Source organism: Stenotrophomonas sp. 99219_Sma, assembly GCF_056480785.1.
In genome coordinates this window covers 2,989,229-3,013,086 of sequence record NZ_CM151117.1, presented here as the reverse complement: position 1 = coordinate 3,013,086, position 23,858 = coordinate 2,989,229, and the positions used below count along the sequence as shown (strand labels likewise).

Sequence of the window (23,858 nt, the reverse complement as noted above, 5' to 3'; positions counted from 1 at the left end):
CAAGGTGTCCGCAGGCGGCAAGGTGCCGCCACAAGGAGACCGTGATGAAGACCCTGTTCGCGCTCGGTGTGTGGTGCCTGCTGTTCGTGCTGTGCTGGCCGCTGGCGATCCTCGCCCTGATCGCCTGGCCGTTCGTGTGGCTGCTGAGCCTGCCGTTCCGCCTGGTCGGCATCACCTTCTCGGCCCTGTTCGCGTTCCTGCGCGCGCTGTTCATGCTGCCGGCGCGCCTGCTCGGTGGCAGGGCGGTGGCCGCATGAGGACGGTGCTGCTGGTGGCGCTGGCATTGCTCGCGGGGCCGGCACTGGCCACACCTCCAGCGCCACCGTCGGTGTGGCTGGAACGCCAGCAGACTGCTGCGGCTGACGAGGCAAATGCTGCCGCGGTCTCTGTGCAGAAAGCCAAGGAGCGCTGCAGGGTCGCGAAGGAATGGAAGGTCGGCGAGACGGTTGTGCAGCATCGGGTCTGCGACGATCCACCGAAGAAGCCTGCTGGAAAGGTGTAGCGCCGAGCCGATACTCGGCTGCTTTTCCCGGGATAGCCGAGCGTGGGCTCGGTTCTACATCATCAACGCCAACAAAAAACCCCGCCGAGGCGGGGTTTTTTGTCTGCAGGCGCGTGCCGACCAACGGTCGGCACCTACCCGGATGCAGATCAGTTCGCCTTGTGGATGGCGCGCTTGCTGACCGCCATCGCGGCGTCGTGGATCACTTCCGACAGCGACGGGTGAGCGTGGCAGATACGGGCCAGGTCATCGGCCGAGCCGCTGAACTCCATGGTCAGCACGCCTTCGTGCACCAGCTCGGAGACGTTGGCGCCGACCAGGTGCATGCCGAGGATGCGATCGGTTTCGGCATGGGCCAGGATCTTCACGAAGCCTGCCGGCTCGATCATCGCCACGGCGCGACCGTTGGCGGCGAACGGGAAGCTGCCAGCCTTGTACGGAATGCCTTCGGCCTTCAGCTGGGCTTCGGTCTTGCCGACCCAGGCCAGTTCCGGCTCGGTGTAGATGACCCACGGGATGGTGTCGAAGTTGACGTGGCCCGGCAGGCCGGCGATCAGCTCAGCCACCGCGATGCCTTCCTCGAAGCCCTTGTGCGCCAGCATCGGGCCACGCACGCAGTCGCCGACCGCCCACACGCCGTTGACGCCGGTGTGGCAGTGCGCGTCGACTTCGATCTGGCCGCGCTCGTTGATCTTGACGCCGGTGCCTTCGGCCAGCAGGCCCTTGGTGGCGGCGCGACGGCCAACGGCCACCAGCAGCTTGTCCACGGTCAGGGTCTTTTCGCCTTCGCTGTCGGTGTAGGTGACAACGACTTCCTTCTTCTTGCCCTTGCCGGTGATCTCGGTCTTGGAGACCTTGGCGCCGAGGCGGATGTCCAGGCCCTGCTTCTTGAATTCCTTGGCAGCGGTCTTGGCCACTTCGGCGTCGGCCACGGCCAGGAACTCCGGCAGTGCTTCCAGGATGGTGACTTCAGCGCCCAGGCGCTTCCACACACTGCCCAGTTCCAGGCCGATCACGCCGGCGCCGATCACGGCCAGGCGGTTCGGCACTTCGGTGAAGTCCAGGCCGCCGACGTTGTCGACGATGGTCTCGCCGTCGAACTTGGCGAACGGCAGTTCGATCGAATCCGAACCGGCGGCGATGATGACGTTGGTGCCCTTCAGCTCGACGATGGAACCGTCATGCTGGGTGACCTTGACCACGTTGCCCGGCTGCAGTTCACCGAAGCCGTAGTAGGTTGCGACCTTGTTGGCCTTGAACAGCATGGCGATGCCGCCGGTGAACTGCTTGACGATCTTGTCCTTGCGGCCAACCATCGCTTCGACGTCCATCTTGGCATCCTTGAAGCTGATGCCGTGGTCGCCAAAGATGTGGCCCATGTTCCAGAACTGGCGCGAGGAATCCAGCAGCGCCTTGGACGGGATGCAGCCCACGCGCAGGCAGGTGCCGCCCAGCGCCGGCTTGCCGTCCTTGCCCAGCGCTGCGTCGATGCAGGCGGTCTTCAGGCCCAGCTGCGCGGCGCGGATGGCAGCGTGGTAACCGGCCGGGCCGGCACCGATGACGACGACGTCGAATTGTTCAGCCATTGAATTATTCCTTGATGCATTACCAGAACCCCTCCGCGCAGGCGCGGAGGGGCGGGAGGTGTCTTACAGGCCGAACAGCATGCGGCCCGGGTTTTCCAGCTGGTTCTTGATGTCCACCAGGAACTGCACCGAGTCCTTGCCGTCGATGATGCGGTGATCGTAGGACAGCGCCAGGTACATCATCGGCGCGATCACGACCTGGCCGTTCTGGGCGATCGGACGCTCCTTGATGGCATGCATGCCGAGGATGGCGCTCTGCGGCGGGTTGATGATCGGGGTCGACAGCAGCGAGCCGAAGGTGCCGCCGTTGGTCACGGTGAAGGTGCCGCCCTGCAGTTCTTCCAGGCTCAGCTTGCCATCACGGGCCTTCTTGGCGTAGTCGGCGATGGTCTTCTCGATGTCGGCGAACGACATGCGCTCGACGTTGCGCAGCACCGGCGTGACCAGGCCCTTCTCGGTCGACACGGCGATCGAGATGTCCGAGTAGCCGTGGTAGATGATGTCGTCGCCGTCGATCGAGGCGTTGACCAGCGGGAAGCGCTGCAGGGCATTGGCAGCGGCCTTCACGAAGAAGCTCATGAAGCCCAGCTTGATGCCGTGTGCCTTGACGAACTCGTCCTGCAGTTCCTTGCGCGCCGCCGACACCTTGGACAGGTCGACTTCGTTGAAGGTGGTCAGCATGGCGGTCGAGTTCTTCGACTCCATCAGGCGCTCGGCGATGCGCTTGCGGATGCGGGTCATCGGCACGCGCTCTTCCGGACGTGCGCCACCGGCCTTGCCGGCGCCGCCGTTGCGGGCGAAGTTGACGATGTCTTCCTTGGTCACCGCGCCGCGACGGCCGGTGCCGTCGACGTCGGCCGGGTTCACGCCTTCGGTGATGGCGGTGAAGCGGGCGCCCGGCGGCAGGGTGTCGGCGGCCGACTTGGCAGCCGGGGCCGGAGCAGCGGCGGCGGCCGGAGCGGCAGCGGCCGGAGCGGCCTCGGCCTTCTTCTCTTCAGCGGCCGGAGCCGGGGCAGCAGCGACGGCGCCTTCCTCGATGATCGCCACGACCTGGCTGGAGGTCACGGTCGAGCCTTCGGCGAACTTGATTTCCTTGAGCACGCCGTCGACCGGCGACGGCACTTCCAGGACGACCTTGTCGGTTTCCAGGTCAAGCAGGTTTTCGTCGCGCTTGACGGCGTCGCCCACCTTCTTGTGCCAGGTGGCGATGGTGCCGTCGGCGACGGATTCGGGCAGTACCGGGGCTTTGACTTCGGTGGCCATTGCGGGAGCTTCCTGGTTTGTCTTCTAAATAGGGGGAGGATTATTCAGCGAACGTGTCGTTGAACGGGTTGACCAGTGCATCGGCGACCAGCTGCTGCTGTTCGCGGACGTGGTCAGCCATGTGACCGGCAGCCGGCGAAGCCGAACGTGCGCGACCGGCGTAGTGCAGGTTCTGGCCATCGGCCAGGCAGAACTGCAGGTGGTGGCGGATCTGGTACCACGCACCCTGGTTCTGCGGTTCTTCCTGCGTCCACACCACGTCGGTGGCCTTGCCGTACTTCTTCAGTTCGGCAGCCAGCAGCGCACGCGGGAACGGGTACAGCTGCTCCACGCGGATGATCGCCACGTCGTCCTGGCCACGCTTGGTCTGGTCTTCCAGCAGGTCGTAGTAGACCTTGCCCGAGCACAGCACCACGCGCTTGACCTTCTTGGCGTCCGCATTGGCGTCGCCGATCAGGTGCTGGAACTCGCCGTTGGCCAGCTCGTCCAGGGTCGACACGGCCAGCTTGTGGCGCAGCAGTGACTTCGGCGACATCACCACCAGCGGCTTGCGGGTGGTCAGGTGCTGCTGGCGACGCAGCATGTGGAAGGCCTGTGCCGGGGTCGACGGCACCACCACCAGCATGTTCTCCAGCGCGCACAGCTGCAGGAAGCGCTCCAGGCGCGCCGAGCTGTGTTCCGGGCCTTGCCCTTCATAACCATGCGGCAGCAGCAGGGTCAGGCCGGAGATGCGGCCCCACTTGGCTTCACCGGCGGCGATGAACTGGTCGATGACGACCTGGGCACCGTTGGCGAAGTCGCCGAACTGGCCTTCCCAGATGCACAGCGTGTTCGGATCGGTGGTGGAGAAGCCGTACTCGTAGGCCATCACCGCTTCTTCGCTCAGCAGCGAATCGATGACGGTGGCCTTCTCCGGCGAATCCACCAGCTGCCGCAGCGGCATGTAGTAGTTGTCGGTCTTCTGGTCGTGCAGGATCGCGTGGCGGTGCGTGAACGTACCGCGCCCCACGTCCTGGCCCACCAGGCGCAGGGCACTGCCTTCGTCGAGCAGGGTGGCGTAGGCCAGGTTCTCGGCAAAGCCCCAGTCGCCCGGGATCTCGCCAGCGGCCATCTTGCGGCGGTCGTCGTAGACCTTGGCCACGCGCGAGTGCAGCTGCACTTCGTCCGGAATGGTGTTGATCAGCTTGGCCAGCTCGACCAGCTTGTTCTTCTCGACCTTGGTCGAGATCGGGTCGGACAGCTTGCCTTCCAGCAGCTTCGGCCAATCGACGAACAGCGGGCTGGTCGGCGGGGTCTTCTCGACCTTGGCCAGCTCGGTGGTCACTTCACCGGCATCCAGCTTCTCGCGGTACGCATCGACCATCGCCTTGCCGGCACCGGCGGCGATCACGCCCGCTTTTTCCAGCTGCTCGGCGTACATCTCGCGGGTGGTGGCGTGCTTGCGGATCACCTGGTACATCAGCGGCTGGGTGATCGCCGGTTCGTCGGCCTCGTTGTGGCCCCAGCGGCGGTAGCACATCAGGTCGATGACCACGTCCTTGGCGAACTTCTGGCGGAACTCGAAGGCCAGCTGCGCGGCGAACACAACGGCTTCCGGATCATCGCCGTTCACGTGCAGCACCGGGGCGGCGATCATCTTCGCCACGTCGGTGGCATAGCGCGTGGAACGCGTGTCCAGCGGGTTGGAGGTGGTGAAGCCGACCTGGTTGTTGACCACGATGTGCACGGTGCCGCCGACGGCGAAGCCGCGGGCCTGCGACATCTGGAACAGTTCCATGACGACGCCCTGGCCGGAGAAGGCCGCGTCGCCGTGGATCAGGATGGGCATGACCTGCTTGCGCGCGGTGTCCTTGCGGCGCTCCTGGCGCGAACGCACGGAACCGGCCACGACCGGGTCAGCGATTTCCAGGTGCGACGGGTTGAACGCCAGCGCCAGGTGCACCGGGCCGCCATCGGTGGCGACGTCGGCCGAGAAGCCCATGTGGTACTTCACGTCACCGGCCGAGGCGTGCTCGTCGTGCTCGAACTTGCCTTCGAATTCGTCGAACAGCTTGCGCGGGTTCTTGCCCAGGGTGTTGACCAGCACGTTCAGGCGGCCGCGGTGGGCCATGCCGATCACCACGTCCTTGACGCCATCCTTGCCGGCGCTGCGGATGATGGTGTCCATCATCGGGATCAGCGAGTCGCCGCCTTCCAGCGAGAAGCGCTTCTGGCCGACGTACTTGGTGTGCAGGTAGCGCTCCAGGCCTTCAGCTGCGGTCAGGCGCTCCAGGGTGCGGCGCTGGGTATCAGCGTCCAGCTGGTAGTTGCCACCGGCCAGTTCCAGCTTCTTGTAGATCCACTGGCGCTGCTCGACCTCGGAGATGTGCATGAACTCCGCACCGATCGAGCCGGTGTAGGTCGCCTTCAGGCGTGCCAGCAGGTCGCGCAGCTTCATGCGCGGCTGGCCACCGACGCCGCCGGTGCTGAACTCGCTGTTGAGGTCGCCATCGGACAGGCTGTGGAACGGCAGGCCCAGGTCCGGGGTGTTGACCGGTGCGGCCAGGCCCAGCGGATCGAGGCGGGCGTCCAGGTGGCCGCGCGAACGGTAGGCAGTGATCAGACGACCGACATTGCGCTCGCGCTCGTCGCCTGCACCGTTGCCGGTACCGGCCTTCAGCGCATCCTTGGCCGCGTCCGCAATGTGGGAGATGACGGCCGAGTGCGGAATGTCACCTGCTTCACGGCCCTTGAAGCCGTCGAAGTAGGTTTTCCATTTGGGATCGACACTATCCGGGGAGACCAGGTACTGCTCGTACAGGTCCTCGACATAGGAGGCGTTGCCGCCGGCGAGTTGCGAAGATTGCGCAAACTGCTTCAGTTGATTGTCCACGATGGAGGGTGTTGATTCGCTTTGTGGGGTATGGCTTCAGAAGGACCCGGCAGGAAGATGAATAGCCCTGCGCGGGCGCGTTCAAACAGCCAAATTGTACCCCCAACCGGACACGAAGGGGCACCACCAGAGGTATCGCGCGTCCCCCGGTGCCGGTTCCAGACAGGTTGAGTCAGCCCGCTCCGCTCAGATGCCGAGTGCGCGCAGTTCGCTGCAATCACGCGAACGGTCCCAGACGCGCTGCAATTGCTGCTCGAACGGCTGCGAACATGCCGGCAGCGCGATGCCGGCTTCGCCGTCGAGGCGATGGCCGATCAGACGAAAGTAGAAGTCGCCCGCATCGTTGAGCAGGCAGGCCGAGGCCAGTGCACGGTCGACCGGGTCGGTGACCTCGCGGAACTGGATCACGCTGGGCAGGCGCTGGGCCAGCGCCAGCAGCGGCGTCCCGCTAGAGGCGATCGCGGCGGCGTCGTGCACGATCACCCGCAGCTGCTTGTCGTGGCGGGCGGTGACGAAGCGGCGCAGGGCGGCCTGTACCGGGGGCGCGTCGAGCAGTCCGGGGTCCAGCTGGCGGCTGTGCAGCCACAGCTGCCGACGGGCGCGGTGGATGATGGCCGTGGTGGTGGCCACCGCCTCGGCGCGGCTGTCGATGGCGCTGGCCGCGCCCAGCCGGCGGCGCATCTGCTGGTGGCCGATGCCGGCCTCCTCGAACACCTCGCCTTCGGGCAGGAAACCCTGGCGGGCATAGAAGTCACGGGCGGGCAGCTGGGCGTGCAGATGCAGCTCGGCCAGGCCGAGCCGGCGCCCGGCCTCCACCAGTGCTTCCAGCAGGGCCCCGCCGACCCCGTGGCTGCGATGGCTGGCCAGCACCGCCATGCGGCCGATGCGGCCATCCGGGGCCAGCCGGCCCGTGCCGACCGGCTGGTTGTCACTGTCCAGCGCCAGCACATGGGCACTGACCGGGTCCAGCGCATCGCGTTCCAGCTCGGCGGCGATGCCCTGTTCCTGCACGAACACGCGTTGGCGCACCTCGTGGATGGCAACGTGGGCATCGGCGTGGCTGACCTGCTGGACCCGGATCATGGTGGCGACTCAGGCGCGGCCAGCACCGCTGTCGTCTTCCTCGTCGTCCTCGAAGTTGACGATGACCTCGATGCCGTCGTCGTGTACGGTCACGGAGTGGACATCGTCGGACACCGCGTCGGCGTCGATCGCATCCACGCGGTCGCGGCCTTCGACGACCTCGCCGAGCACCACGGCATCCTCGCCGTCTTCCTCGTCTTCGGCCTCGTATACCTCATTCGGGTCGATCAGCTGGAACACCCCGCCGACCAGCAGCTGCTGGACCACGGCACGGCCCTTGTCGGACAGGCCGCGATAAGCGGCGGCGTCCAGCTGTTCGGTGCCAGCCAGGCGCTGCGCGTCCTTCACCGGCAGCGCGAAGTCCTGGCCGCTGACATACAGGCTGGCGCCACGCTTGGCCCGGCGCCAGGCCAGCCGGGCCCACGGGTGGCGCTGCAGCAGCAGGCCCGATGCCAGGGCCTGGACCACTTCTTCCTGTGCCGGTGCGGCCTGGTGGGCCATCACTTCGCCGGCCGCGCGGTAGGTGGTGATGAAGCGGCCGAACCAGTCGCCCAGCTTGTCCGGGTCGTTCATGCGGATGGCGTTGAGCGCGGTGATCACCCGCGCCATCGCCACCGTGTCGATTTCGTTCGGGTCGGCCGGCACCTTCAGGTCGGCATCCTGGTAGCGGATGTTCTCGTCGGCATCGGCGATCAGGGTGTCCAGGTAGTCGCTGATCAGCTCGGCCGAAGACGGCGCGCGCATGCCGAACGAGAATGTCAGGCAGGGATCTTCGGCGACGCCGTGGTGCGGCACGTTCGGCGGCAGGTACAGCATGTCGCCCGGCGCCAGCACCCAGTCGTGGGTCGGCTTGAACACCTTCAGCAGCTTCAGCTCCACGTCGGGGCGGAAGCCCAGCGGCGGCTGCTTGCCCTTGATCGATTCGCTGGCATCGATCTGCCAGCGGCGATGGCCATGGGCCTGCAGCAGGAACACGTCGTACTGGTCGACGTGGGCGCCGACCGAGCCGCCGGTGGCGGCGAAGCTGATCATCACGTCATCCATGCGCCAGCGCGGCAGGAAGCTGAAGTGCTCGATCAGGGCGCGCACGTCCGGGTCCCACTTGTCCACGTCCTGCACCAGCAGGGTCCAGTCGTGGTCGGGCAGGGCGGGGAACACGTCTTCCTGGAATGGACCGGTGCGTACGCGCCAGCCGTCCTGGGTCTTGTCGTGCTCGATCAGGCGTGCCAGCACGCCTTCCTCGCAGGCCAGCCCGGCCAGGTCTTCCGGCTGCACCGGGGTCTGGAAGTTGGGGAAGGCGTTGCGGATCAGCAGCGGGCGTTTCTGCCAGAAGTCGCGCAGGAAGGTGGCCGGCGCCATGCCCAGCGGCTGGCCGGGGCGGGCGGTGACTTCGATGAGGGGGGCGGAGGACTTGCGGGCGGCCATGGGGGAGTTCCTTGCAGCGGAAAGCGGGAGGGGCGGCGCGGCGGGCCGCCTGAGATCTCCATTGTCCGCCGTTCGTGGGGATTGCGCACGTGCGCGGGTTTGTCGCGGGGTGTCCGGCCAACGGCGGAGCCCCTCGTGGCGGGGTGGTTCAGAATCAAAAGCCGCGCTTGGCCGGGCGGGTGGGCCATGCAGGGGACGCTGCAAGTACGTCCTTGTAAGCTCGATGGCGCCATCCATGGCGCCATCGCCCCTGCATGGCCCACCCGCCCGGCCCCTGACAGTTTCCGGCGCGGCCCGCCACGGAATGGAAGAAGAAGATCAAAGGCAAAAGCGGGTCGCGCGCTGCGCTTGCTCATGCTCCTGTAGAGCCGAGCCCATGCTCGGCTTGCTGTTGGAACAAGCAGTCGAGCATGGGCTCGGCTCTACAATCAGCCAAAAACAACAGAGGGACGCGGCGAAGCCGCGTCCCTCTTTCAAATTCCGTCCCGACAACCCAATGCTCTTCGATCCGTCACCGGGAATCTGTCAGAGGTGGGGCGGGTTGGGTTCGCGGGACCGTTGGCGCCATGGATGGCGCCATCGAGCCCCCAAGGACGGGTTCACGGCGTGTCCCGCGAATCCAACCCGCCCCGCCAAGCACGGCAAAAACCCAGAGCCGCTATTGACGTTGATGTTGCTGTTGCTGTTGCCTGCCGCAGGCAGCGCCCGCGGCCGCCGCCGCAAAGGAAACTCCTTAAATCTTCTTCGCCAGCGACTCGGCCAGGCCGGTGTAGCTGCCCGGGGTCATCTCCAGCAGGCGCTGCTTCGCATCCGCCGGCAGCTCCAGCCCCTGCACGAACGCCCGCATCGACTCGGCGGTGATGCCCTGGCCGCGGGTCAGCGCCTTCAGCTGTTCGTACGGGTTCGGCAGGCCGTGGCGACGCATCACCGTCTGCACGGCCTCGGCCAGCACTTCCCAGGCCGCATCCAGATCGGCATCCAGGCGCTGCGGGTTCACTTCCAGCTTGCCCAGGCCCTTGGCCAGCGAATCCAGCGCCACCTGGCTGTGGCCGAACGCGGTACCCAGTGCACGCAGCACGGTGGAGTCGGTCAGGTCACGCTGCCAGCGGCTGATCGGCAGCTTCGCGCTGAAGTGCTCGAACAGCGCATTGGCAATGCCGAAGTTGCCTTCCGCATTCTCGAAATCGATCGGGTTGACCTTGTGCGGCATCGTCGACGAGCCGACTTCGCCTTCCTTCAGGCGCTGCTTGAAGTAGCCAAGCGAAACGTAGCCCCAGATGTCACGGGCCAGGTCGATCAGGATGATGTTGGCGCGGCGTGCGGCATCACCGATCTCGGCGATGTTGTCGTGCGGTTCGATCTGCGTGGTGTACGGGTTGAACACCAGGCCCAGGCCGGTCACGAAGCGCTCGGCGAAGGCCGGCCAGTCCACGTCCGGGTAGCTGGCGATGTGGGCGTTGTAGTTGCCCACCGCGCCATTGATCTTGCCGGTCAGTTCGACCGCGGCGATCTGCCTGCGCTGGCGTTCCAGGCGGGCGACCACGTTGGCCAGTTCCTTGCCCAGCGTGGTCGGCGAGGCGGTCTGGCCGTGGGTGCGCGACAGCATCGGCTGGCCGGCCTGGGCGTGGGCCAGGCTGCGCAGGCTGTTGGCGATGCCGTCCAGGGTCGGCAGCACCACCTCGCGGCGGGCCTGTTCCAGCATCAGGCCGTAGCTGAGGTTGTTGATGTCTTCGCTGGTGCAGGCGAAATGCACGAATTCCAGCGCCGGGGCCAGCTCGGCGTCGTCCTTCAGCTGTTCCTTGATGAAGTACTCCACCGCCTTGACGTCATGGTTGGTGGTGCGTTCGATCTCCTTCACGCGCGCGGCCTGGACCGGGCTGAAGCTGGCGGCCAGGGCACGCAGGCGCGCGATGGCGGCGTCGGAGAACGGGGCCAGTTCGACGATGCCCGGCTCGGCGGCCAGGGCCAGCAACCACTCCACTTCGACCGTGATGCGGGCCTTGATCAGGCCGTACTCGGAGAAGATCGGGCGCAGGGCGTCGACCTTGCCGGCATAGCGGCCATCGAGCGGGGACAGGGCGAGCAGGGCGGAATCGGACATGTCGGCAGGGCTGGGGCGAGCGGCGGGGGCCATATTCTACGACGTGCCGGTGAGGTAGTGCCGGCCGCTGGCCGGCAACCACGCCCGGCCCACGATTCCATGGATTGCTGGCCAGCGGCCGGCACTACCCCTTGCGCGTGCAGATCGGCCCTGCGGATGAAACGATCTGGCCCGCCCTCGTCATCCCACGCTGCGGGCAAGGGAGTATCGTTGGCGCAGCCGCCAGCCCGGGAAGCGACACCCTGCCAGCCGCCGCTTCCCTTTCCCCAACTGAAGTAGTGCGGAGTTGATGCAATGAGCAAAGCTGCAAGCAAGGGTTTCAGAATCGAACACGACAGCATGGGCGAGCTGCAGGTGCCTGCGGACGCCCTGTGGGGCGCCCAGACCCAGCGTGCCGTGCAGAACTTCCCGGTGTCGGGCCAGCGCATGCCGCGCGGTTTCATCCGTGCCCTGGGCCTGGTCAAGGGCGCCGCCGCGAGCGTCAACGCAGAACTGGGCCACCTGCCGAAGAACGTGGCCAAGGCCATCCAGACCGCTGCCGCCGAAGTGGCCGCCGGCAACTGGGACGCGCAGTTCCCGATCGATGTCTACCAGACGGGTTCTGGCACGTCGTCGAACATGAATGCCAATGAGGTCATCGCCACCCTGGCCAACCGTGCCGGCAAGGCGGGCAAGACCAGTGTGCACCCCAATGACCACGTCAACCAGGGGCAGAGTTCCAACGACGTGATTCCGACCGCGTTGCGGGTGTCGGCGGTGTTGGCGACGCATGAGCAGCTGCTGCCGGCGCTGGTGCACCTGCGCAAGACCCTGGACAAGAAGGGCCGCAGCCTGCGCAAGGTGGTCAAGACCGGCCGCACCCACCTGATGGATGCGATGCCGCTGACCTTCGAGCAGGAATTCGGCGCGTGGTCGGCGCAGCTGGCGTCGGCGCAGGAGCGTATCGAAGACAGCCTCAAGCGCGTGCGCCGGCTGCCGCTGGGTGGCACCGCCATCGGCACCGGCATCAATGCCGATCCGCGCTTCGGTGCACAGGTGGCCAAGGCACTGAAGCAGCAGACCGGTTTCAAGTTCGACAGTGCCGAGAACAAGTTCGAAGGCCTGGCCGCACAGGACGACGCGGTGGAGCTTTCCGGTCAGCTCAATGCGCTGGCGGTGGCGCTGATCAAGATCGCCAACGACCTGCGTTGGATGAACGCCGGTCCGCTGGCCGGGCTGGGCGAGATCGAACTGCCGGCGCTGCAGCCGGGCAGCTCGATCATGCCGGGCAAGGTCAACCCGGTGATTCCGGAAGCGACGGTGATGGCCTGTGCACAGGTGATCGGTCACCACACTGCGATCACCGTGGCCGGGCAGACCGGCAACTTCCAGCTCAACGTCACCCTGCCGCTGATCGCAGTGAACCTGCTCGATGGCATCGGCCTGCTGGCCAACGTGTCCACCCTGCTGGCCGACAGTGCGATTGCCGGGCTGAAGGTGCGCGAGGACCGCGTTGCCGAGGCGCTGGCGCGCAACCCGATCCTGGTTACCGCCCTCAACCCGATCATCGGCTACGAGAAGGCGGCGGCGATCGCCAAGCGCGTACAAGGAACAGCGCCCGGTGCTGGATGTGGCGCTGGAGGACAGTGGACTGGAGGAGGCCGAGCTGCGTCGCCTGCTGGACCCGACCGCGCTGACCGCCGGTGGCATCCAGGCCGGTGGCGGCGGCGCCGGCGGTTGATCGGCCGGTTGTAGAGTCGAGCCATGCTCGACTGTTGTTCCGGAGTCGAGCGTGGCTCGACTCTACAGAAAGCAGAAACGCCGCCCTTTGGGCGGCGTTTTTTTTCAGCGACGGTCGGCGACGATGTTGCCGAAGGTGTCGGTGTAATCCTTGAACTCCGGGATGCGCTGGATCAGGTCCGCCGGAATCACGTCCATGCCCTCCGGCGGCTGGATCTTCACCGGCTGCATGTTGGGATCGGCCGGTGCGGCCACCAGGGTGTTCTGGCGCAGCACCTGCAGTTTGCCGAACATGGTCTGCAGCATCTGTTTCTGCCCGTCGTCCAGCGGAATCTGGATCTCGTCCATCTTCATCGTGCCGTCGGCGAGGATGATGATGTTCGGCGCGGGCGGGCGACGCACGGTGACCATGCCTTCGCTGACGGAAATCTTGGGCTTGCCACGCTCGGCGCGGTGGTTGCGGTACTCCTGGTCACAGCCGGCCAGGCCAAGGCAGAGCAGGGCGGTCAACAGCAGAAACAACTTCTTCATGACATTCGGTTCGGGGGCGTCCGGGGCCGCCATTGTAAGCCGGGCGGCGCACTACGGCCGGCAGCCGGACGCCGCTGCCGGCCGGGTGCGCTGATCTGTCACAGGCCTAGCGCTGGACCACGGTGTCCTTGCCGCAGTCGTCCACGTCGCTCTGGTCCATGGTCGCGTAGGGCTTGAATGCTGGCAGTTCACGTGCGAGCGCCTGCTGGCTGGCCAGCATCGCCGGAAGGCGGTCGCAGATGCGCTTGGCCTGGGCTTCGATCTTCTCGGCTTCGGCATTGATGCGCTTTTCGACACCTTCGCTGTCGCCACTGAAAATGCCCTTCAGCGCTTCGCCGGCAGCACTGGCACCCAGTTTGGCGCCGGCCAGGCCGACATCCATGCCGTCCATCGCGATGGCGACCACGTGGCCGCGGTAGTCCTGCAGATGACGGCGCTGGATATCGTTGGCGGCGATCTCCTTGCCCGCGATCAGCAGGCGGCCATCCGGCGTGATCTCCGCACGCGGCTGCTTGTCCGCCGAGATCTTGATGTTGCCCTGGGCGATATCCTTGCGGGCATCGTCCATCGCGTTCCTGACGGTCTCGCCGACGCCGCCTGTGGCTTCGGCCACACTCTTGCCAACGGTCTTGTCGGGTGCTGACGACGTGCCGCCGCAGGCGATCAGCGGCAGGGACAGCAGCACAGCGGGCAACAGGCGCAACAGGTTCATGGTGTTCCCCTGGTAGTGTCTGGAAGAGGGTTTACTTGCTGCGCGGCAGAGTGACCCGGCCGCTGACGTTGCGATGATCGACGTCACCGCTGCCGCTGTGGTCGACGGTCAGGGTGCCGCGCACGCCGTCGACGTTGATGTCGCCCGAGCCGTGGCTGCGGACATGCACATTGCCACCGATGTCGGCCAGATCGACCCCGCCGGAGCCGACCACGCCCACTTCAACGCTGCCCTGCACGCGCTTGAACTCGATATCACCCGAGCCCACGGTATCCAGTCGCGCGTTGCCACGCACATCGCTGATCTTCAGGTCACCGGAGCCGACGGTACCGGTGCTGGCATCGCCGCTGATGTTGCGTACGGTGACGTCGCCGGAACCCAGCGACAGCAGATTCAGGGAGCTGCCGCCATCGATGTTGAGGTCGCCCGAACCCACTGCAGCGTGGATGCTGCCGCGGGTACCGCGGACCACGGCGTCACCGGAACCCACGTCCACGCTCAGCGACTGTGCGTTCTCCACGCTGGCATCGCCCGAGCCGATCTTGAACTGCAGCGGGATGTTGTCCGGCACGCTGCCACGGATATCCAGCCAGGCGTAGCTGTTGCCCAGGCTGATGCCGCTTTGGCGGCCGTCGCGGCGCAGGCTCACCACCAGCTTGTCGCCGACCTTGCGCTGCTCCAGCACCAGCTGGTCCAGCCATTCCTGGCTGGACGCGCAGGCGCGGCCGTCCAGCTGGCCGCCGCCAGCGCTGGCGACCACCTTCAGGTCATGCTGATTGACCTCGAACACCACCGTCCTGGCACCAGCCACGTCCAGCTTCAGTGCGCGGGCGGCAGTGAACTTGCAGTTCGGAGCATCGGCGGCCAGCGCCGACAACGGCAACAGCAACAACGCAGAACAGGCGAGCAAAGAACGCATGGGTGGTGCCTCCGGATGGATGGGATCAGATCTCGCCGGCGCGCTTGCGCAGGCGGATGGCAAGGAAGATGAACACTGCACCGACGACGGCGCCGATCCACAGCTCCGGTATCGCCAGCGACTTCAGCTGCGAGGCGGGGGACATCAGGCTGACGACCGAGTCCAGATCGCGGCGCGATGCTTCGTCGGCGCCGAGGCGATACAGCAGGTCCATGCCGGGCACGCCGCCCAGCAGCAGGCGGCCGACGATGTTCTGCCAGAACCAGCCGGTGGTCAGGCCGAACAGCGGCATCATCTTGGTGGAGCTGACAATGATGCCGGCAAACAGCGGCAACATTACCGCCCACAGGAACGGCTTGCTCCTGGCCCATGCCGAGCACAGCAACAGCCAGCCGGCGGTGGGCAGGGCCCACAGGGCATAGACCGGAATCCAGGACAGGTGCCCAGCGGCCAGGGTCAGCGGGCTGGCCGGGCCCCAGATCAGGGTCATCGGGCTGCCACCGTGCAGCAGCGCGACGGCACTGATGATCAGCATGAAGCCGAACATGGTGAGGATGCCGGCGATGACCGCGATCAACGGTGCCACGATCAGTGCGCTGATCACCTTGGACAGCACGGTCTGCGTGTCCGACAGCGGCAACGACTTCCAGAACAGGATGCTGCGGTCGCGGCGATCGTCGTACAGGGCGCCCAGGCAGTAGAAGAACACGACGAAGGCCAGCACCACGAACGGCCAGCTTGAACTGAGTACCAGAGTCAGGTCCAGGCCGTTGCCAAGATCAGCAAGGTCCTTGGCACTGATGTCACGGGTGAGCAGGGCCAGGTTCAGGCCGTTGATGTTCACGTTCTCGCCATCGATGTGCAGGCCGCCGTCGCGTGCCGCACGGTTCAGCGCGAACAGGCCGAAGGCAATGCCGGCGATGCTCATCACCAGTGAGATCAGGCCCGCGATCAACGGGGCATACAGGAAGCCGCCGCGGTTCTCCCAGTACTCGCGCTTGAGCAGCCAGCGCAGGGTGCCGATCGGGCTGATGGGGTGCTTGATGGCATTCATGCGTAGGTCCCCTTCATGATGGCGACGAACAGGTCGGCCAGGCCCGGGATGCGGGTCTCGCCGAGAGAGGAAAGCTGGGTGCGCGGCACGCCATCGAACAGCATCACCGTCTTGCCGAACGCCAGGCTGCGCTCGTCGATCGGCTTCAGGGCGCGCGCGGTGTCCAGCTGGTCGGCATTGACCAGCAGCTCGGTATAGCGCTGGCCGACGTCGTCCATTTCCGCGTCGAGCACGATGCGGCCATCGCGGATGAACATCACGTCGCTGAGGATGTGCTCGATCTCCTCCACCTGGTGGGTGGTGACGATGATGGTTTTCTGTTCGTCGAAGTAGTCTTCCAGCAGGCGCTGGTAGAACTCCTTGCGGTACAGGATGTCCAGGCCGAGGGTCGGCTCGTCCAGCACCAGGATGCGGGCATCGATGGCCATCACCAGCGCCAGGTGCAGCTGCACGATCATGCCCTTGGACAGCTCGCGCACGCGCTGCTTCGGCTGCAGCTTGGTGTTGGCCAGGAAGCGTTCGCAGCGGGCGCGGTCGAAGCGCGGGTGGACGCCGGCCACGAAATCGATCGCCTCGCGCACCTTCAGCCAGCGCGGCAGCACGGCGACGTCGGCGATGAAGCAGATGTCGTTCATCAGTTCGTCGCGGTGCAGTCGCGGGTCGCGGCCGAGCACGCTCAGTTCACCCTCCACCGAGGTCAGCCCAAGAATGGCCTTCAGCGCGGTGGTCTTGCCGGCGCCATTGGGCCCGATCAGGCCGACGATGCGCCCGCTTGGAATGCTGAAACTGGCGTTGTCGAGGGCGACCGTGGTCTTGTAGGCCTTGCGCAGGCCTCGGGCGGTGATGACCGACTCACTTGCAGTGCTATTCATCAGACTTTCCCCTGGGGCAGCAATTCGTCGAGGCTCAGGCCCAGGCGCTGGATGCGCTCCAGAACCGCCGGCCATTCTTCGTTGAGGAAACGGTCGCGTTCGCTGCTGCGCAGCTGCGTGGCCGCCTGCTCGGTCATGAACATGCCCAGGCCGCGGCGCTTCTCGACCAGGCCTTCGTCGGCCAGCTCCTGGTAAGCGCGCGAAACGGTGATGGGGTTGAGTTGATAGTCGGCGGCCACCTGGCGCACCGAAGGCAGGGCATCGCCCGGCTTGAGGATTCCGTCGAGCATCATGGCGATCACGCGCTCCTTCAACTGACGGTAGATGGGAGCGCCGTCGCTCCACTGGATGTCGCTCATATTCAGCTCCGTGGGGTCAGCGGCTGGGCGAACGAGAAATACGGCATGGACAGCGCGCTGTGCAGCCGACGCGGGGGAGGGGGGAGGAGGAGGGGGCGTTCCCTGCGGGGGAGAGAGTCGCGTCCTGCGCACTTTCAGCAGCGGCGGAAACAGGGGCGGTGGGCGTGGCCCACCAGGCCAGCACGAGCAGGGTCGAAACAGCGACGGCCGCGGGTGCGGTGAGGTTGCGACGGATCCGGACGTTCATGGCTTCCCCCTGTCTCAGGTGACTGGTGTTGTATGCAACTATAACACCGGCACGCCTACGTGCAACCCCTTGCCGTCCCCAACTGATGGCAGGGGTGGTCAGATTGCTGAAACATCCCTTTAGTCGATTGATTTAAAAGGGAAATGAATCTTCTGCAAGGGGCTTTTCGGGGCGGCCTTCCATTCAGTGATGTCCATGCTATGTCATCACTGCGCCTTCGATGGCGCCCGGGCAGCACATTCGCCACGCCGCGCAAAGCCCGGGGTGGACCTGTGCCATCAGGGGCTCCAGAGCCCGGTGCTATAGTTCGGCCGATTCCCGGCCAGCACTGGCCGGGCCTTGTGAATGGCTACCGCGGACCGCCTCTGATGCCCCTGCCGACCGTTTCCCCGTGCCGCCTGCGCGGCCTGTCCCTGCTGGCCCTGATGGTGGCCGGCGCCGCCGGTTCCGCCAGCGCGCTGGCGGCCGACCTGCTCGATCTGGAATACCGGCCGTTGGCCAGCAAGCAGCAGGTGAATCTGCAGCAGCGCTATCACGGGCAGGTGCTGCTGGTGGTCAACACCGCCAGCAAGTGTGGCTACACGCCGCAGTACGAAGGGCTGGAGGCGCTGCAGAAGCGCTATGCAGGCCGCGGTTTTGCGGTGCTGGGCTTTCCTTCCAATGACTTCAAGGGCCAGGAACCGGGTGACGAGAAGCAGATCCAGGACTTCTGCACCCTGACCTACGGCGTCAAGTTCCCGATGTTCGAGAAGGTGCATGTGGTCGGCACGCAGGCCACGCCGCTGTACCAGCGGTTGACCGCAGCGACCGGCGTTGCGCCGGCCTGGAACTTCCACAAGTACCTCGTGGGCCGCGATGGCAAGGTCATTGCCCAGTTCGCCAGCAAGGTGACGCCGGACGATCCGCAGCTGACCGCGGCCATCGACAAGGCGCTGGCGGCAGCCGCCACGCATTGATATCCAGCACGCATGCCTCGACATCGACGGCATGCGTGCGACAATGTTTCTTTTCGCGCCGACGTCGGCGCCCAGACACTTCCAGGAATGCAGCGAATGAAGATGGGAATGCGCGGCGCCGCGGCGTCGGTTCTGATTCTGGCGATGGGCACTTCGGGTGTCGCTCTGTCGCAACAACCGGCTGCCCCCGCAGCCGCCAAGGAGACCGCAACCTTGAATTCCCCCAAGCAGAAGCTCGGCTACGCCATCGGCCTTGATGTCGCCAAGTCGTTCACCCCGATCGCCGATGAGATCGATGTGGCCGCCCTGCGCACCGCCGTTGAGCGTTCGTTCGAGGGCCTGCAGCCGCAGATCACCCAGGAACAGGCCAAGGCCACCGATGCCGCCCTGCGCCAGGTCGTTATGGCCCGCAGCGGCCAGCAGGTGCCGGGCGTGGCACCGGGCTCGCAGCCGCCGAAGGTCGACCGCGTCAAGGTGTCGCAGATGATCGGCTCCTACTCGGTGGGTCCGTCGCTGGCGCAGCTGAAGGACGATATCGATGTCGCCTCGTTGTTTGACGCAATCAGCACCGGCCTGACCAAGGGCCAGCCGAAGATGACGGAAGCTGACGCGACCGCCACCATCCAGGCCTTCATGGGTGCCAAGCAGGCTGAAATGCAGGCCAAGGCCGCCCAGGCTGCGCAGACCAACCGCACGGAAGGCAACGCATTCCTGGCCAAGAACAAGACCCAGCCGGGCGTGGTGACCACCTCGTCGGGCCTGCAGTACCAGGTGATCCGCCCGGGTAGCGGCGAGCGCCCGCTGCCGAGCAGCAAGGTGCGCGTGAACTACGAAGGCAAGCTGCTCAACGGCACCGTGTTCGACAGTTCCTACGGCCGCCAGCCGGCCGAGTTCGGCCTGGACCAGGTGATCAAGGGCTGGACCGAAGGCGTCGCGCTGATGCCGGTCGGTTCGAAGTACCGCTTCTGGATCCCGGGCGAACTCGCCTACGGTGAGAACGGCACCCCGGGCGGCCCGATCGGCCCGAACGCGACTCTGACGTTCGACGTCGAGCTGCTGGGCGTTCTGCCGTAAGTCATTCAGGAGCGAATACGGATATGCGCGTTGCGATTTTTGGTACCGGCTACGTTGGACTGGTGACCGGTACCTGCCTGGCCGATGTTGGTCATCAGGTGGTCTGTGTCGATATCGACCAGGCCAAGGTGGATGGCCTCAACCAGGGCATCATCCCGATCTATGAACCCGGCCTGGAGCCGATGGTGAAGGCCAATCATGCCGCAGCGCGGCTGGCGTTCACCACGGATGCCGCGGCCGCCATCGATCACGGCCAGGTGGTGTTCATCGCCGTTGGTACGCCGCCGGACGAGGATGGCAGTGCCGATCTTCAATACGTGCTTGCCGTAGCCCGAACCATTGGTCGGCACATGAGTGTGCCGACCGTGGTGGTGAACAAGTCGACGGTGCCGGTCGGCACCGCCGACAAGGTGCGTGCCGCCATTGCCGAAGAGCTGGCCGCGCGTGGCGCGGACATCGCCTTCGACGTGGTGTCCAACCCGGAATTCCTGAAGGAAGGCGATGCGGTTGCGGACTGCATGCGCCCGGACCGCATCATCATCGGTGCGGCGAACGAAGAGTCGGTGGCGGTGATGCGTCGCCTGTACGCGCCGTTCAACCGCAACCACGACCGCGTGGTGGAAATGGACGTGCGTTCGGCCGAACTGACCAAGTACGCCGCGAATGCGATGCTGGCGACCAAGATTTCGTTCATGAATGAAATCGCCAACATCGCTGAACGCGTCGGTGCCGATGTCGAGCAGGTCCGCCAGGGCATTGGTTCGGATCCACGCATCGGCTGGCACTTCATCTATCCGGGTGCCGGTTACGGCGGCTCGTGCTTCCCCAAAGATGTGCAGGCATTGGCCCGTACCGCCCAGCAGTATGGCCTTGAGCCGAAGCTGCTCAATGCGGTTGAAGCGGTCAACGATGCGCAGAAGGGCCATCTGTTTGCCCTCATCCAGCGTCATTACGACAAGGGCGAGGACGAGGGCGTGCGTGGAAAGACCTTCGCCGTATGGGGTCTGGCCTTCAAGCCGAACACCGACGACATGCGTGAGGCCTCCAGCCGTCGACTGCTGGCGCAGCTGTGGGAAGGCGGTGCGACGGTGCGTGCCTACGATCCGGAGGCGATGCACGAGTCGCAGCGCATCTTCGGCGAACGCGATGATCTGGTGTTCTGCAACAGTGCCGATGAGGCGCTGCAGGGTGCCGACGCGCTGGTGGTGGTGACCGAGTGGAAGCAGTTCCGCAGCCCCGACTTCCAGAAGCTGCGCGAGCAGCTGAAGGATGCGGCGGTGTTCGACGGCCGCAACCTGTATGAGCCGGGCGAAGTGGAAGCCGCAGGTCTTGCGTACTACGGCATTGGCCGGGGGCGCTCGTTGCATGTCTGATCTGCCCACTGAACGCGAGCAGGCGCTGGAAGCGCGCCTGGTCGAGCTGGAAATGCGCGTGTCCTTCCAGGAACAGGCGCTGGCCGAGCTGAGCGACGCGCTGGCTGATGCCCGCATGCAGGGCATGCGCAACGCCGATGTGCTGCGCGTGCTGCTGGAAGACCTGGGCAAGGTCCGCAACGCACTGAATTCTTCCGATCCGGCGAGCGAACCGCCGCCGCCGCACTACTGATCCGAATCCTATGAGCGATACCCTCCGCGACCAGCTGATGGGCCTGGGCTTCAAGCCCGCGCCCAAGCCCGAGCGCAAGAATGATGGCCCCCGCCGTGATGGCCGCCCGCAGGGCAAGGGTGGCAACGGCAACGGCAATGGAAAGCCGCAGGGCGCAGGCAAGGGCGAGCACAAGCCCGGTGAGCGTCGTGGGCAGGGCCATGGCGCGGGCAAGCCCGGCGGGCATGCCCGCGGTGGCCAGGGCCAGCAGGGCCCGCGCAAGCCGCGCAGCACCGAAGAGATGGACCTGGCCAAGGCCTATGCCATCCGGGCGCAGCGGGAGAAGGAAGAGCGCATCGAGACCGAGCGCCTGAAGCAGGAAGAAGCACGCGTGCGCCGCGAGGCGAAGGCCAAGCTGGAAGAACTGCTGAAGGACAAGAGCCTCAACGCCGAGGCAGCGGACATCGCCCGCCACTTCCCGTATGGCGGCAAGATCAAGCGCATCTATGTGACCGCCGAACAGCTGACCGCGCTCAATGCCGGTGAGCTGGGTGTGGTCCAGCTCAATGGCCGCTACCTGCTGGTAACGGCCGACGTGCTGGCACAGTCCGAGGCGGTGTTCGCCGCCTCGGTGGCGCTGAAGGTCGATCCGAATGCGCCGGCCGAGGAAGATCCGTATGCGGATCCGCAGTACCAGGTGCCGGACGACCTGGTCTGGTAAAGGCGCAACCACCGCGGACGGCACTGCCCCCGCGGTTGGGGGGAAGGGATGACCGCTGATCCAAGCCGCGGCTACGTGCCGCACATTGACGGCCTGCGCGCGATTGCCGTGCTGGCCGTCATCGTGTTCCACCTGGACCCGGCCTGGTTGCCGGGCGGGTTCACCGGCGTAGACGTGTTCTTCGTCATTTCCGGGTTCGTGGTCAGCGCGTCGGTGCACCGGCTGCCGCCGTTGTCGCTGTGGCAGTCGATGCTGCGCTTCTATTCGCGTCGCATCCGCCGCATCGCACCTGCGCTGATCAGCTGCCTGCTGTTGACCGCCGTCGGCAGCGTGCTGTTCATTCCCGAGTCCTGGCTCAGCGAGGCCAGTGACAAGACCGGGCTGATGGCATTCTTCGGCTTCAGCAACTGGGTGCTGGCGCTGATCGGCAACGACTATTTCGCGCCCAAGGCCGAATTCAATCCCTATACCCATACCTGGTCGCTGGGCGTGGAGGAACAGTTCTACCTGCTGTTCCCGCTGCTGTTCCTGGCCTGGGCGCGCGGCGCGCGCGGGCGCTGGATCAGCCTTGGCCTGTTTGCCGTGGTCAGCGCGGCGTCGCTGCTGCATGCGGCGGTGCTGGGCCTGCGCGAGGCGCCGCCATCGTGGGCGTTCTACGCCACCACTACGCGGCTGTGGCAGCTGGGCGTTGGCGTACTGCTGTTCCAGCTGCTGCATGTTCGCCAGCCAGTGGATGCGGTGACGACGATTGCACTGAAGCGCGCTGCGCCCGTGTTCTCGCTGCTCGCGATGGTGGCGCTGGCCTTGCTGTGCTGGGCATTGTGGACCGCACGGGCCCGACGTTCGCCGTGGCCTGATGGCCTGCTGCCGACCTTTGCGGCGGCAGGCCTGCTGTGGGCGCTGCATCATCATCCCCGGTCCTGGGTGGCACGCCTGTTGGCCAGCAGGCCGATGCGCTCCATCGGCCTGCTGTCGTACTCGCTGTATCTGTGGCACTGGCCGGTATTCGTGCTGATGCGCTGGACCGTGGGCCTGCAGACACCCCTGCAGATGAGTGCTGCGATGGCGCTGGTGCTGCTGCTGTCGTGGTTGTCGTGGCGCTGGGTGGAGCAACCGTTCCGGGGCCCCTTGGCGCAGCGTCTGCGCCCGGGTCGCTGGGTGCTGGCAGGTTCGGTTGTGCTGCTGGTCGCGGCCGGCACCCAGACGCTGCTGTACCTGCAGGCACCGCGGATATCACTGAGCACGGTCAGTCGGCATCCCGGCGACTGGTATCCCAACGGCAAGAGCGTGGCAGGCGACTATCCCGACTGCAGCCTGGTGACCACCAAGCGACGCTTCGAAGGTGGCAGCATGCGGACCTATGCGCGTGGTGACTGCGATCGGCCGGCGCCTGCCGGTGCGCCGAAGCAGGTGTTCGTTGCTGGCGATTCGCATGCAATGGCCTACATCGAGCTGCTGCAGCGGCTGGCGCTTGAGAGTGGCTCGGAGGTAATTCTCTACGGTCGTGGTGGATGCCCGCAGGTGAGCCTGCAGAAGTGGCGCGGCGCGGGTGCCGGTTGCAGTGATTTCGACGCAGCGATGCTCGCCGATGTCACGCAGCGTGCGCAGCCAGGTGATGCCGTGGTGCTGGTGTCGCTGCGGATACCGCGCTTGTCCGATCAGTTCGTATTGTTCGATGCGCAGGCGCAGCTGGCGGGCGAGGTGACCCCGGAAGCCACTGCAGGACGCGAGGCCGAAGTGGCCGAGGCGATCACCCAGTGGAAACCGTTGGCCGAGCGCGGTGTGCGAATTGTGCTGGAGGCGCCCAAACCGGTGCTGCCGGCGCCGCCGTATCGCTGCTCTGACCGCTTCAATTCACGCAACGAGGTCTGCCGCAACGGCCTGGACAGCACGCGTGAGGCGATGGAAACGCTGCGTGCGCCGATGCTGGGCAGCCTGCAGCAGGTGGTCGATGGCCTGCCAGGGGGTGTGCTGCGGGATCCGATGCCGGTGCTGTGTGGTGACGTGCTGTGCCCGGCGCAGCGCGATGGCCGGCCGTTGTTCTTCGATGGCGATCACCTCAGCGCGCATGGCAACCGTGTGCTGCTGCCGTCGCTGCAGCAGGTACTGCTGCAGCAGTAGGACCGCGCCGGCGTCAGGCCTTGAAGCGGCTCCGGCGTGCGCGGATCAGTGGCAGGCTCGGTGCGAAAAAGCACAGCAGTGCGCCGACCAGGGCAAACGACACCGGACGAGAAACCGTCAAAGCCCAGCGCAATGATGAAGCGAAAAGGGGACGGAG

The 23,858-nt window shown here is 65.9% G+C and carries 20 protein-coding genes and 1 pseudogene; 9 read left to right on the top strand and 12 right to left on the bottom strand.

From position 1 onward, the window contains the following. Positions 1-44 precede the first annotated feature (44 nt). The gene (locus ACZK13_RS13840) at positions 45-257 is read left to right on the top strand and encodes a hypothetical protein (protein WP_010486834.1); all 213 of its coding nucleotides are present in this window, start codon (positions 45-47) and stop codon (positions 255-257) included. Beyond that, on the top strand, positions 254-502 hold the full coding sequence (locus tag ACZK13_RS13835; RefSeq protein WP_253143566.1) for a hypothetical protein: 249 nt from the start codon (positions 254-256) through the stop codon (positions 500-502). Before ACZK13_RS13840 ends, ACZK13_RS13835 begins: the two co-directional genes overlap by 4 nt. A 149-nt stretch (positions 503-651) precedes the next feature. On the opposite strand, the gene lpdA is transcribed toward ACZK13_RS13835, so the two are convergent. The 6 genes from lpdA to purB form a co-directional block, all read right to left on the bottom strand. Further along, entirely contained in the window at positions 652-2,088 is a 1,437-nt protein-coding gene (lpdA, locus tag ACZK13_RS13830) for a dihydrolipoyl dehydrogenase (protein WP_478481824.1), read from the bottom strand. Positions 2,089-2,151: 63 nt separating this feature from the next. Beyond that, a complete protein-coding gene (gene sucB / locus ACZK13_RS13825; protein ID WP_032129627.1) occupies positions 2,152-3,351 on the bottom strand; it encodes a dihydrolipoyllysine-residue succinyltransferase in 1,200 nt (399 codons plus the stop codon). Between the two features lie 40 nt (positions 3,352-3,391). Beyond that, complete coding sequence (locus ACZK13_RS13820; RefSeq protein WP_032129626.1) at positions 3,392-6,223, bottom strand: 2-oxoglutarate dehydrogenase E1 component; 2,832 nt, start codon at positions 6,221-6,223, stop codon at positions 3,392-3,394. Positions 6,224-6,409: 186 nt separating this feature from the next. After that, a complete protein-coding gene (locus tag ACZK13_RS13815; RefSeq protein ID WP_478481822.1) occupies positions 6,410-7,306 on the bottom strand; it encodes a GNAT family N-acetyltransferase in 897 nt (298 codons plus the stop codon). Between the two features lie 9 nt (positions 7,307-7,315). Further along, positions 7,316-8,731: a ribosomal protein uL16 3-hydroxylase gene (locus ACZK13_RS13810; protein WP_478444837.1), complete on the bottom strand. Its 1,416-nt coding sequence runs from the start codon at positions 8,729-8,731 to the stop codon at positions 7,316-7,318. 733 nt (positions 8,732-9,464) lie between these two features. Continuing rightward, a complete protein-coding gene (gene purB, locus ACZK13_RS13805) occupies positions 9,465-10,832 on the bottom strand; it encodes an adenylosuccinate lyase (protein ID WP_478481820.1) in 1,368 nt (455 codons plus the stop codon). A gap of 294 nt (positions 10,833-11,126) precedes the next feature. Between purB and ACZK13_RS13800 the strand changes: the two are divergent. Next, positions 11,127-12,552: pseudogene (locus ACZK13_RS13800) on the top strand (class II fumarate hydratase). 104 nt (positions 12,553-12,656) lie between these two features. Here the strand turns inward: ACZK13_RS13800 and ACZK13_RS13795 are convergent. From ACZK13_RS13795 to ACZK13_RS13770, 6 genes are all read right to left on the bottom strand, one after another. Continuing rightward, positions 12,657-13,082, bottom strand: a complete 426-nt coding sequence (locus ACZK13_RS13795) for a hypothetical protein (RefSeq protein ID WP_125892130.1) — start codon at positions 13,080-13,082, stop codon at positions 12,657-12,659. Between the two features lie 106 nt (positions 13,083-13,188). Further along, the gene (locus ACZK13_RS13790) at positions 13,189-13,794 is read right to left on the bottom strand and encodes a YggN family protein (RefSeq protein ID WP_164081210.1); all 606 of its coding nucleotides are present in this window, start codon (positions 13,792-13,794) and stop codon (positions 13,189-13,191) included. Positions 13,795-13,825: 31 nt separating this feature from the next. Further along, positions 13,826-14,713 carry a DUF4097 family beta strand repeat-containing protein gene (locus tag ACZK13_RS13785; RefSeq protein WP_125892127.1) on the bottom strand — a complete coding sequence of 296 codons (888 nt, stop codon included), beginning with the start codon at positions 14,711-14,713 and terminating at the stop codon, positions 13,826-13,828. Positions 14,714-14,738: 25 nt separating this feature from the next. Continuing rightward, positions 14,739-15,767: an ABC-2 transporter permease gene (locus ACZK13_RS13780; protein ID WP_253144048.1), complete on the bottom strand. Its 1,029-nt coding sequence runs from the start codon at positions 15,765-15,767 to the stop codon at positions 14,739-14,741. Then, positions 15,764-16,639, bottom strand: coding sequence for an ABC transporter ATP-binding protein (locus tag ACZK13_RS13775; RefSeq protein WP_032130455.1), 876 nt, complete (start codon positions 16,637-16,639; stop codon positions 15,764-15,766). The genes ACZK13_RS13780 and ACZK13_RS13775 overlap by 4 nt, the downstream gene beginning before the upstream one ends. Then, positions 16,639-16,998 (bottom strand): GntR family transcriptional regulator, encoded by a 360-nt coding sequence (locus ACZK13_RS13770; protein ID WP_006453095.1) that lies wholly within the window; start codon positions 16,996-16,998, stop codon positions 16,639-16,641. The genes ACZK13_RS13775 and ACZK13_RS13770 overlap by 1 nt, the downstream gene beginning before the upstream one ends. A gap of 615 nt (positions 16,999-17,613) precedes the next feature. On the opposite strand from ACZK13_RS13770, the gene ACZK13_RS13765 reads away from it, so the two are divergent. From ACZK13_RS13765 to ACZK13_RS13740, 6 genes are all read left to right on the top strand, one after another. Then, a complete protein-coding gene (locus ACZK13_RS13765; protein WP_019337359.1) occupies positions 17,614-18,201 on the top strand; it encodes a glutathione peroxidase in 588 nt (195 codons plus the stop codon). A gap of 96 nt (positions 18,202-18,297) precedes the next feature. Then, the gene (locus tag ACZK13_RS13760) at positions 18,298-19,275 is read left to right on the top strand and encodes an FKBP-type peptidyl-prolyl cis-trans isomerase N-terminal domain-containing protein (protein WP_019337358.1); all 978 of its coding nucleotides are present in this window, start codon (positions 18,298-18,300) and stop codon (positions 19,273-19,275) included. A 23-nt stretch (positions 19,276-19,298) separates the two neighbouring features. After that, positions 19,299-20,648, top strand: coding sequence for a UDP-glucose dehydrogenase family protein (locus tag ACZK13_RS13755; RefSeq protein WP_032127659.1), 1,350 nt, complete (start codon positions 19,299-19,301; stop codon positions 20,646-20,648). Further along, complete coding sequence (locus ACZK13_RS13750) at positions 20,641-20,880, top strand: SlyX family protein (RefSeq protein ID WP_019660397.1); 240 nt, start codon at positions 20,641-20,643, stop codon at positions 20,878-20,880. The genes ACZK13_RS13755 and ACZK13_RS13750 overlap by 8 nt, the downstream gene beginning before the upstream one ends. Before the next feature lie 10 nt (positions 20,881-20,890). After that, on the top strand, positions 20,891-21,580 hold the full coding sequence (locus tag ACZK13_RS13745) for a DUF2058 domain-containing protein (RefSeq protein ID WP_032127660.1): 690 nt from the start codon (positions 20,891-20,893) through the stop codon (positions 21,578-21,580). A 48-nt stretch (positions 21,581-21,628) separates the two neighbouring features. After that, complete coding sequence (locus ACZK13_RS13740) at positions 21,629-23,701, top strand: acyltransferase family protein (protein WP_478481819.1); 2,073 nt, start codon at positions 21,629-21,631, stop codon at positions 23,699-23,701. Positions 23,702-23,858 lie beyond the last annotated feature (157 nt).

What these genes read in the sequence shown, in the direction of transcription:
- ACZK13_RS13840 (WP_010486834.1), top strand. Translation starts at nt 45, where the DNA reads ATGAAGACCCTGTTCGCGCTCGGTGTGTGGTGCCTGCTGTTCGTGCTG.
- ACZK13_RS13835 (WP_253143566.1), top strand. Translation starts at nt 254, where the DNA reads ATGAGGACGGTGCTGCTGGTGGCGCTGGCATTGCTCGCGGGGCCGGCA.
- lpdA (WP_478481824.1), bottom strand. Translation starts at nt 2,088, where the DNA reads ATGGCTGAACAATTCGACGTCGTCGTCATCGGTGCCGGCCCGGCCGGT.
- sucB (WP_032129627.1), bottom strand. Translation starts at nt 3,351, where the DNA reads ATGGCCACCGAAGTCAAAGCCCCGGTACTGCCCGAATCCGTCGCCGAC.
- ACZK13_RS13815 (WP_478481822.1), bottom strand. Translation starts at nt 7,306, where the DNA reads ATGATCCGGGTCCAGCAGGTCAGCCACGCCGATGCCCACGTTGCCATC.
- ACZK13_RS13810 (WP_478444837.1), bottom strand. Translation starts at nt 8,731, where the DNA reads ATGGCCGCCCGCAAGTCCTCCGCCCCCCTCATCGAAGTCACCGCCCGC.
- purB (WP_478481820.1), bottom strand. Translation starts at nt 10,832, where the DNA reads ATGTCCGATTCCGCCCTGCTCGCCCTGTCCCCGCTCGATGGCCGCTAT.
- ACZK13_RS13795 (WP_125892130.1), bottom strand. Translation starts at nt 13,082, where the DNA reads ATGAAGAAGTTGTTTCTGCTGTTGACCGCCCTGCTCTGCCTTGGCCTG.
- ACZK13_RS13790 (WP_164081210.1), bottom strand. Translation starts at nt 13,794, where the DNA reads ATGAACCTGTTGCGCCTGTTGCCCGCTGTGCTGCTGTCCCTGCCGCTG.
- ACZK13_RS13785 (WP_125892127.1), bottom strand. Translation starts at nt 14,713, where the DNA reads ATGCGTTCTTTGCTCGCCTGTTCTGCGTTGTTGCTGTTGCCGTTGTCG.
- ACZK13_RS13780 (WP_253144048.1), bottom strand. Translation starts at nt 15,767, where the DNA reads ATGAATGCCATCAAGCACCCCATCAGCCCGATCGGCACCCTGCGCTGG.
- ACZK13_RS13775 (WP_032130455.1), bottom strand. Translation starts at nt 16,639, where the DNA reads ATGAATAGCACTGCAAGTGAGTCGGTCATCACCGCCCGAGGCCTGCGC.
- ACZK13_RS13770 (WP_006453095.1), bottom strand. Translation starts at nt 16,998, where the DNA reads ATGAGCGACATCCAGTGGAGCGACGGCGCTCCCATCTACCGTCAGTTG.
- ACZK13_RS13765 (WP_019337359.1), top strand. Translation starts at nt 17,614, where the DNA reads ATGCCCCTGCCGACCGTTTCCCCGTGCCGCCTGCGCGGCCTGTCCCTG.
- ACZK13_RS13760 (WP_019337358.1), top strand. Translation starts at nt 18,298, where the DNA reads ATGAAGATGGGAATGCGCGGCGCCGCGGCGTCGGTTCTGATTCTGGCG.
- ACZK13_RS13755 (WP_032127659.1), top strand. Translation starts at nt 19,299, where the DNA reads ATGCGCGTTGCGATTTTTGGTACCGGCTACGTTGGACTGGTGACCGGT.
- ACZK13_RS13750 (WP_019660397.1), top strand. Translation starts at nt 20,641, where the DNA reads ATGTCTGATCTGCCCACTGAACGCGAGCAGGCGCTGGAAGCGCGCCTG.
- ACZK13_RS13745 (WP_032127660.1), top strand. Translation starts at nt 20,891, where the DNA reads ATGAGCGATACCCTCCGCGACCAGCTGATGGGCCTGGGCTTCAAGCCC.
- ACZK13_RS13740 (WP_478481819.1), top strand. Translation starts at nt 21,629, where the DNA reads ATGACCGCTGATCCAAGCCGCGGCTACGTGCCGCACATTGACGGCCTG.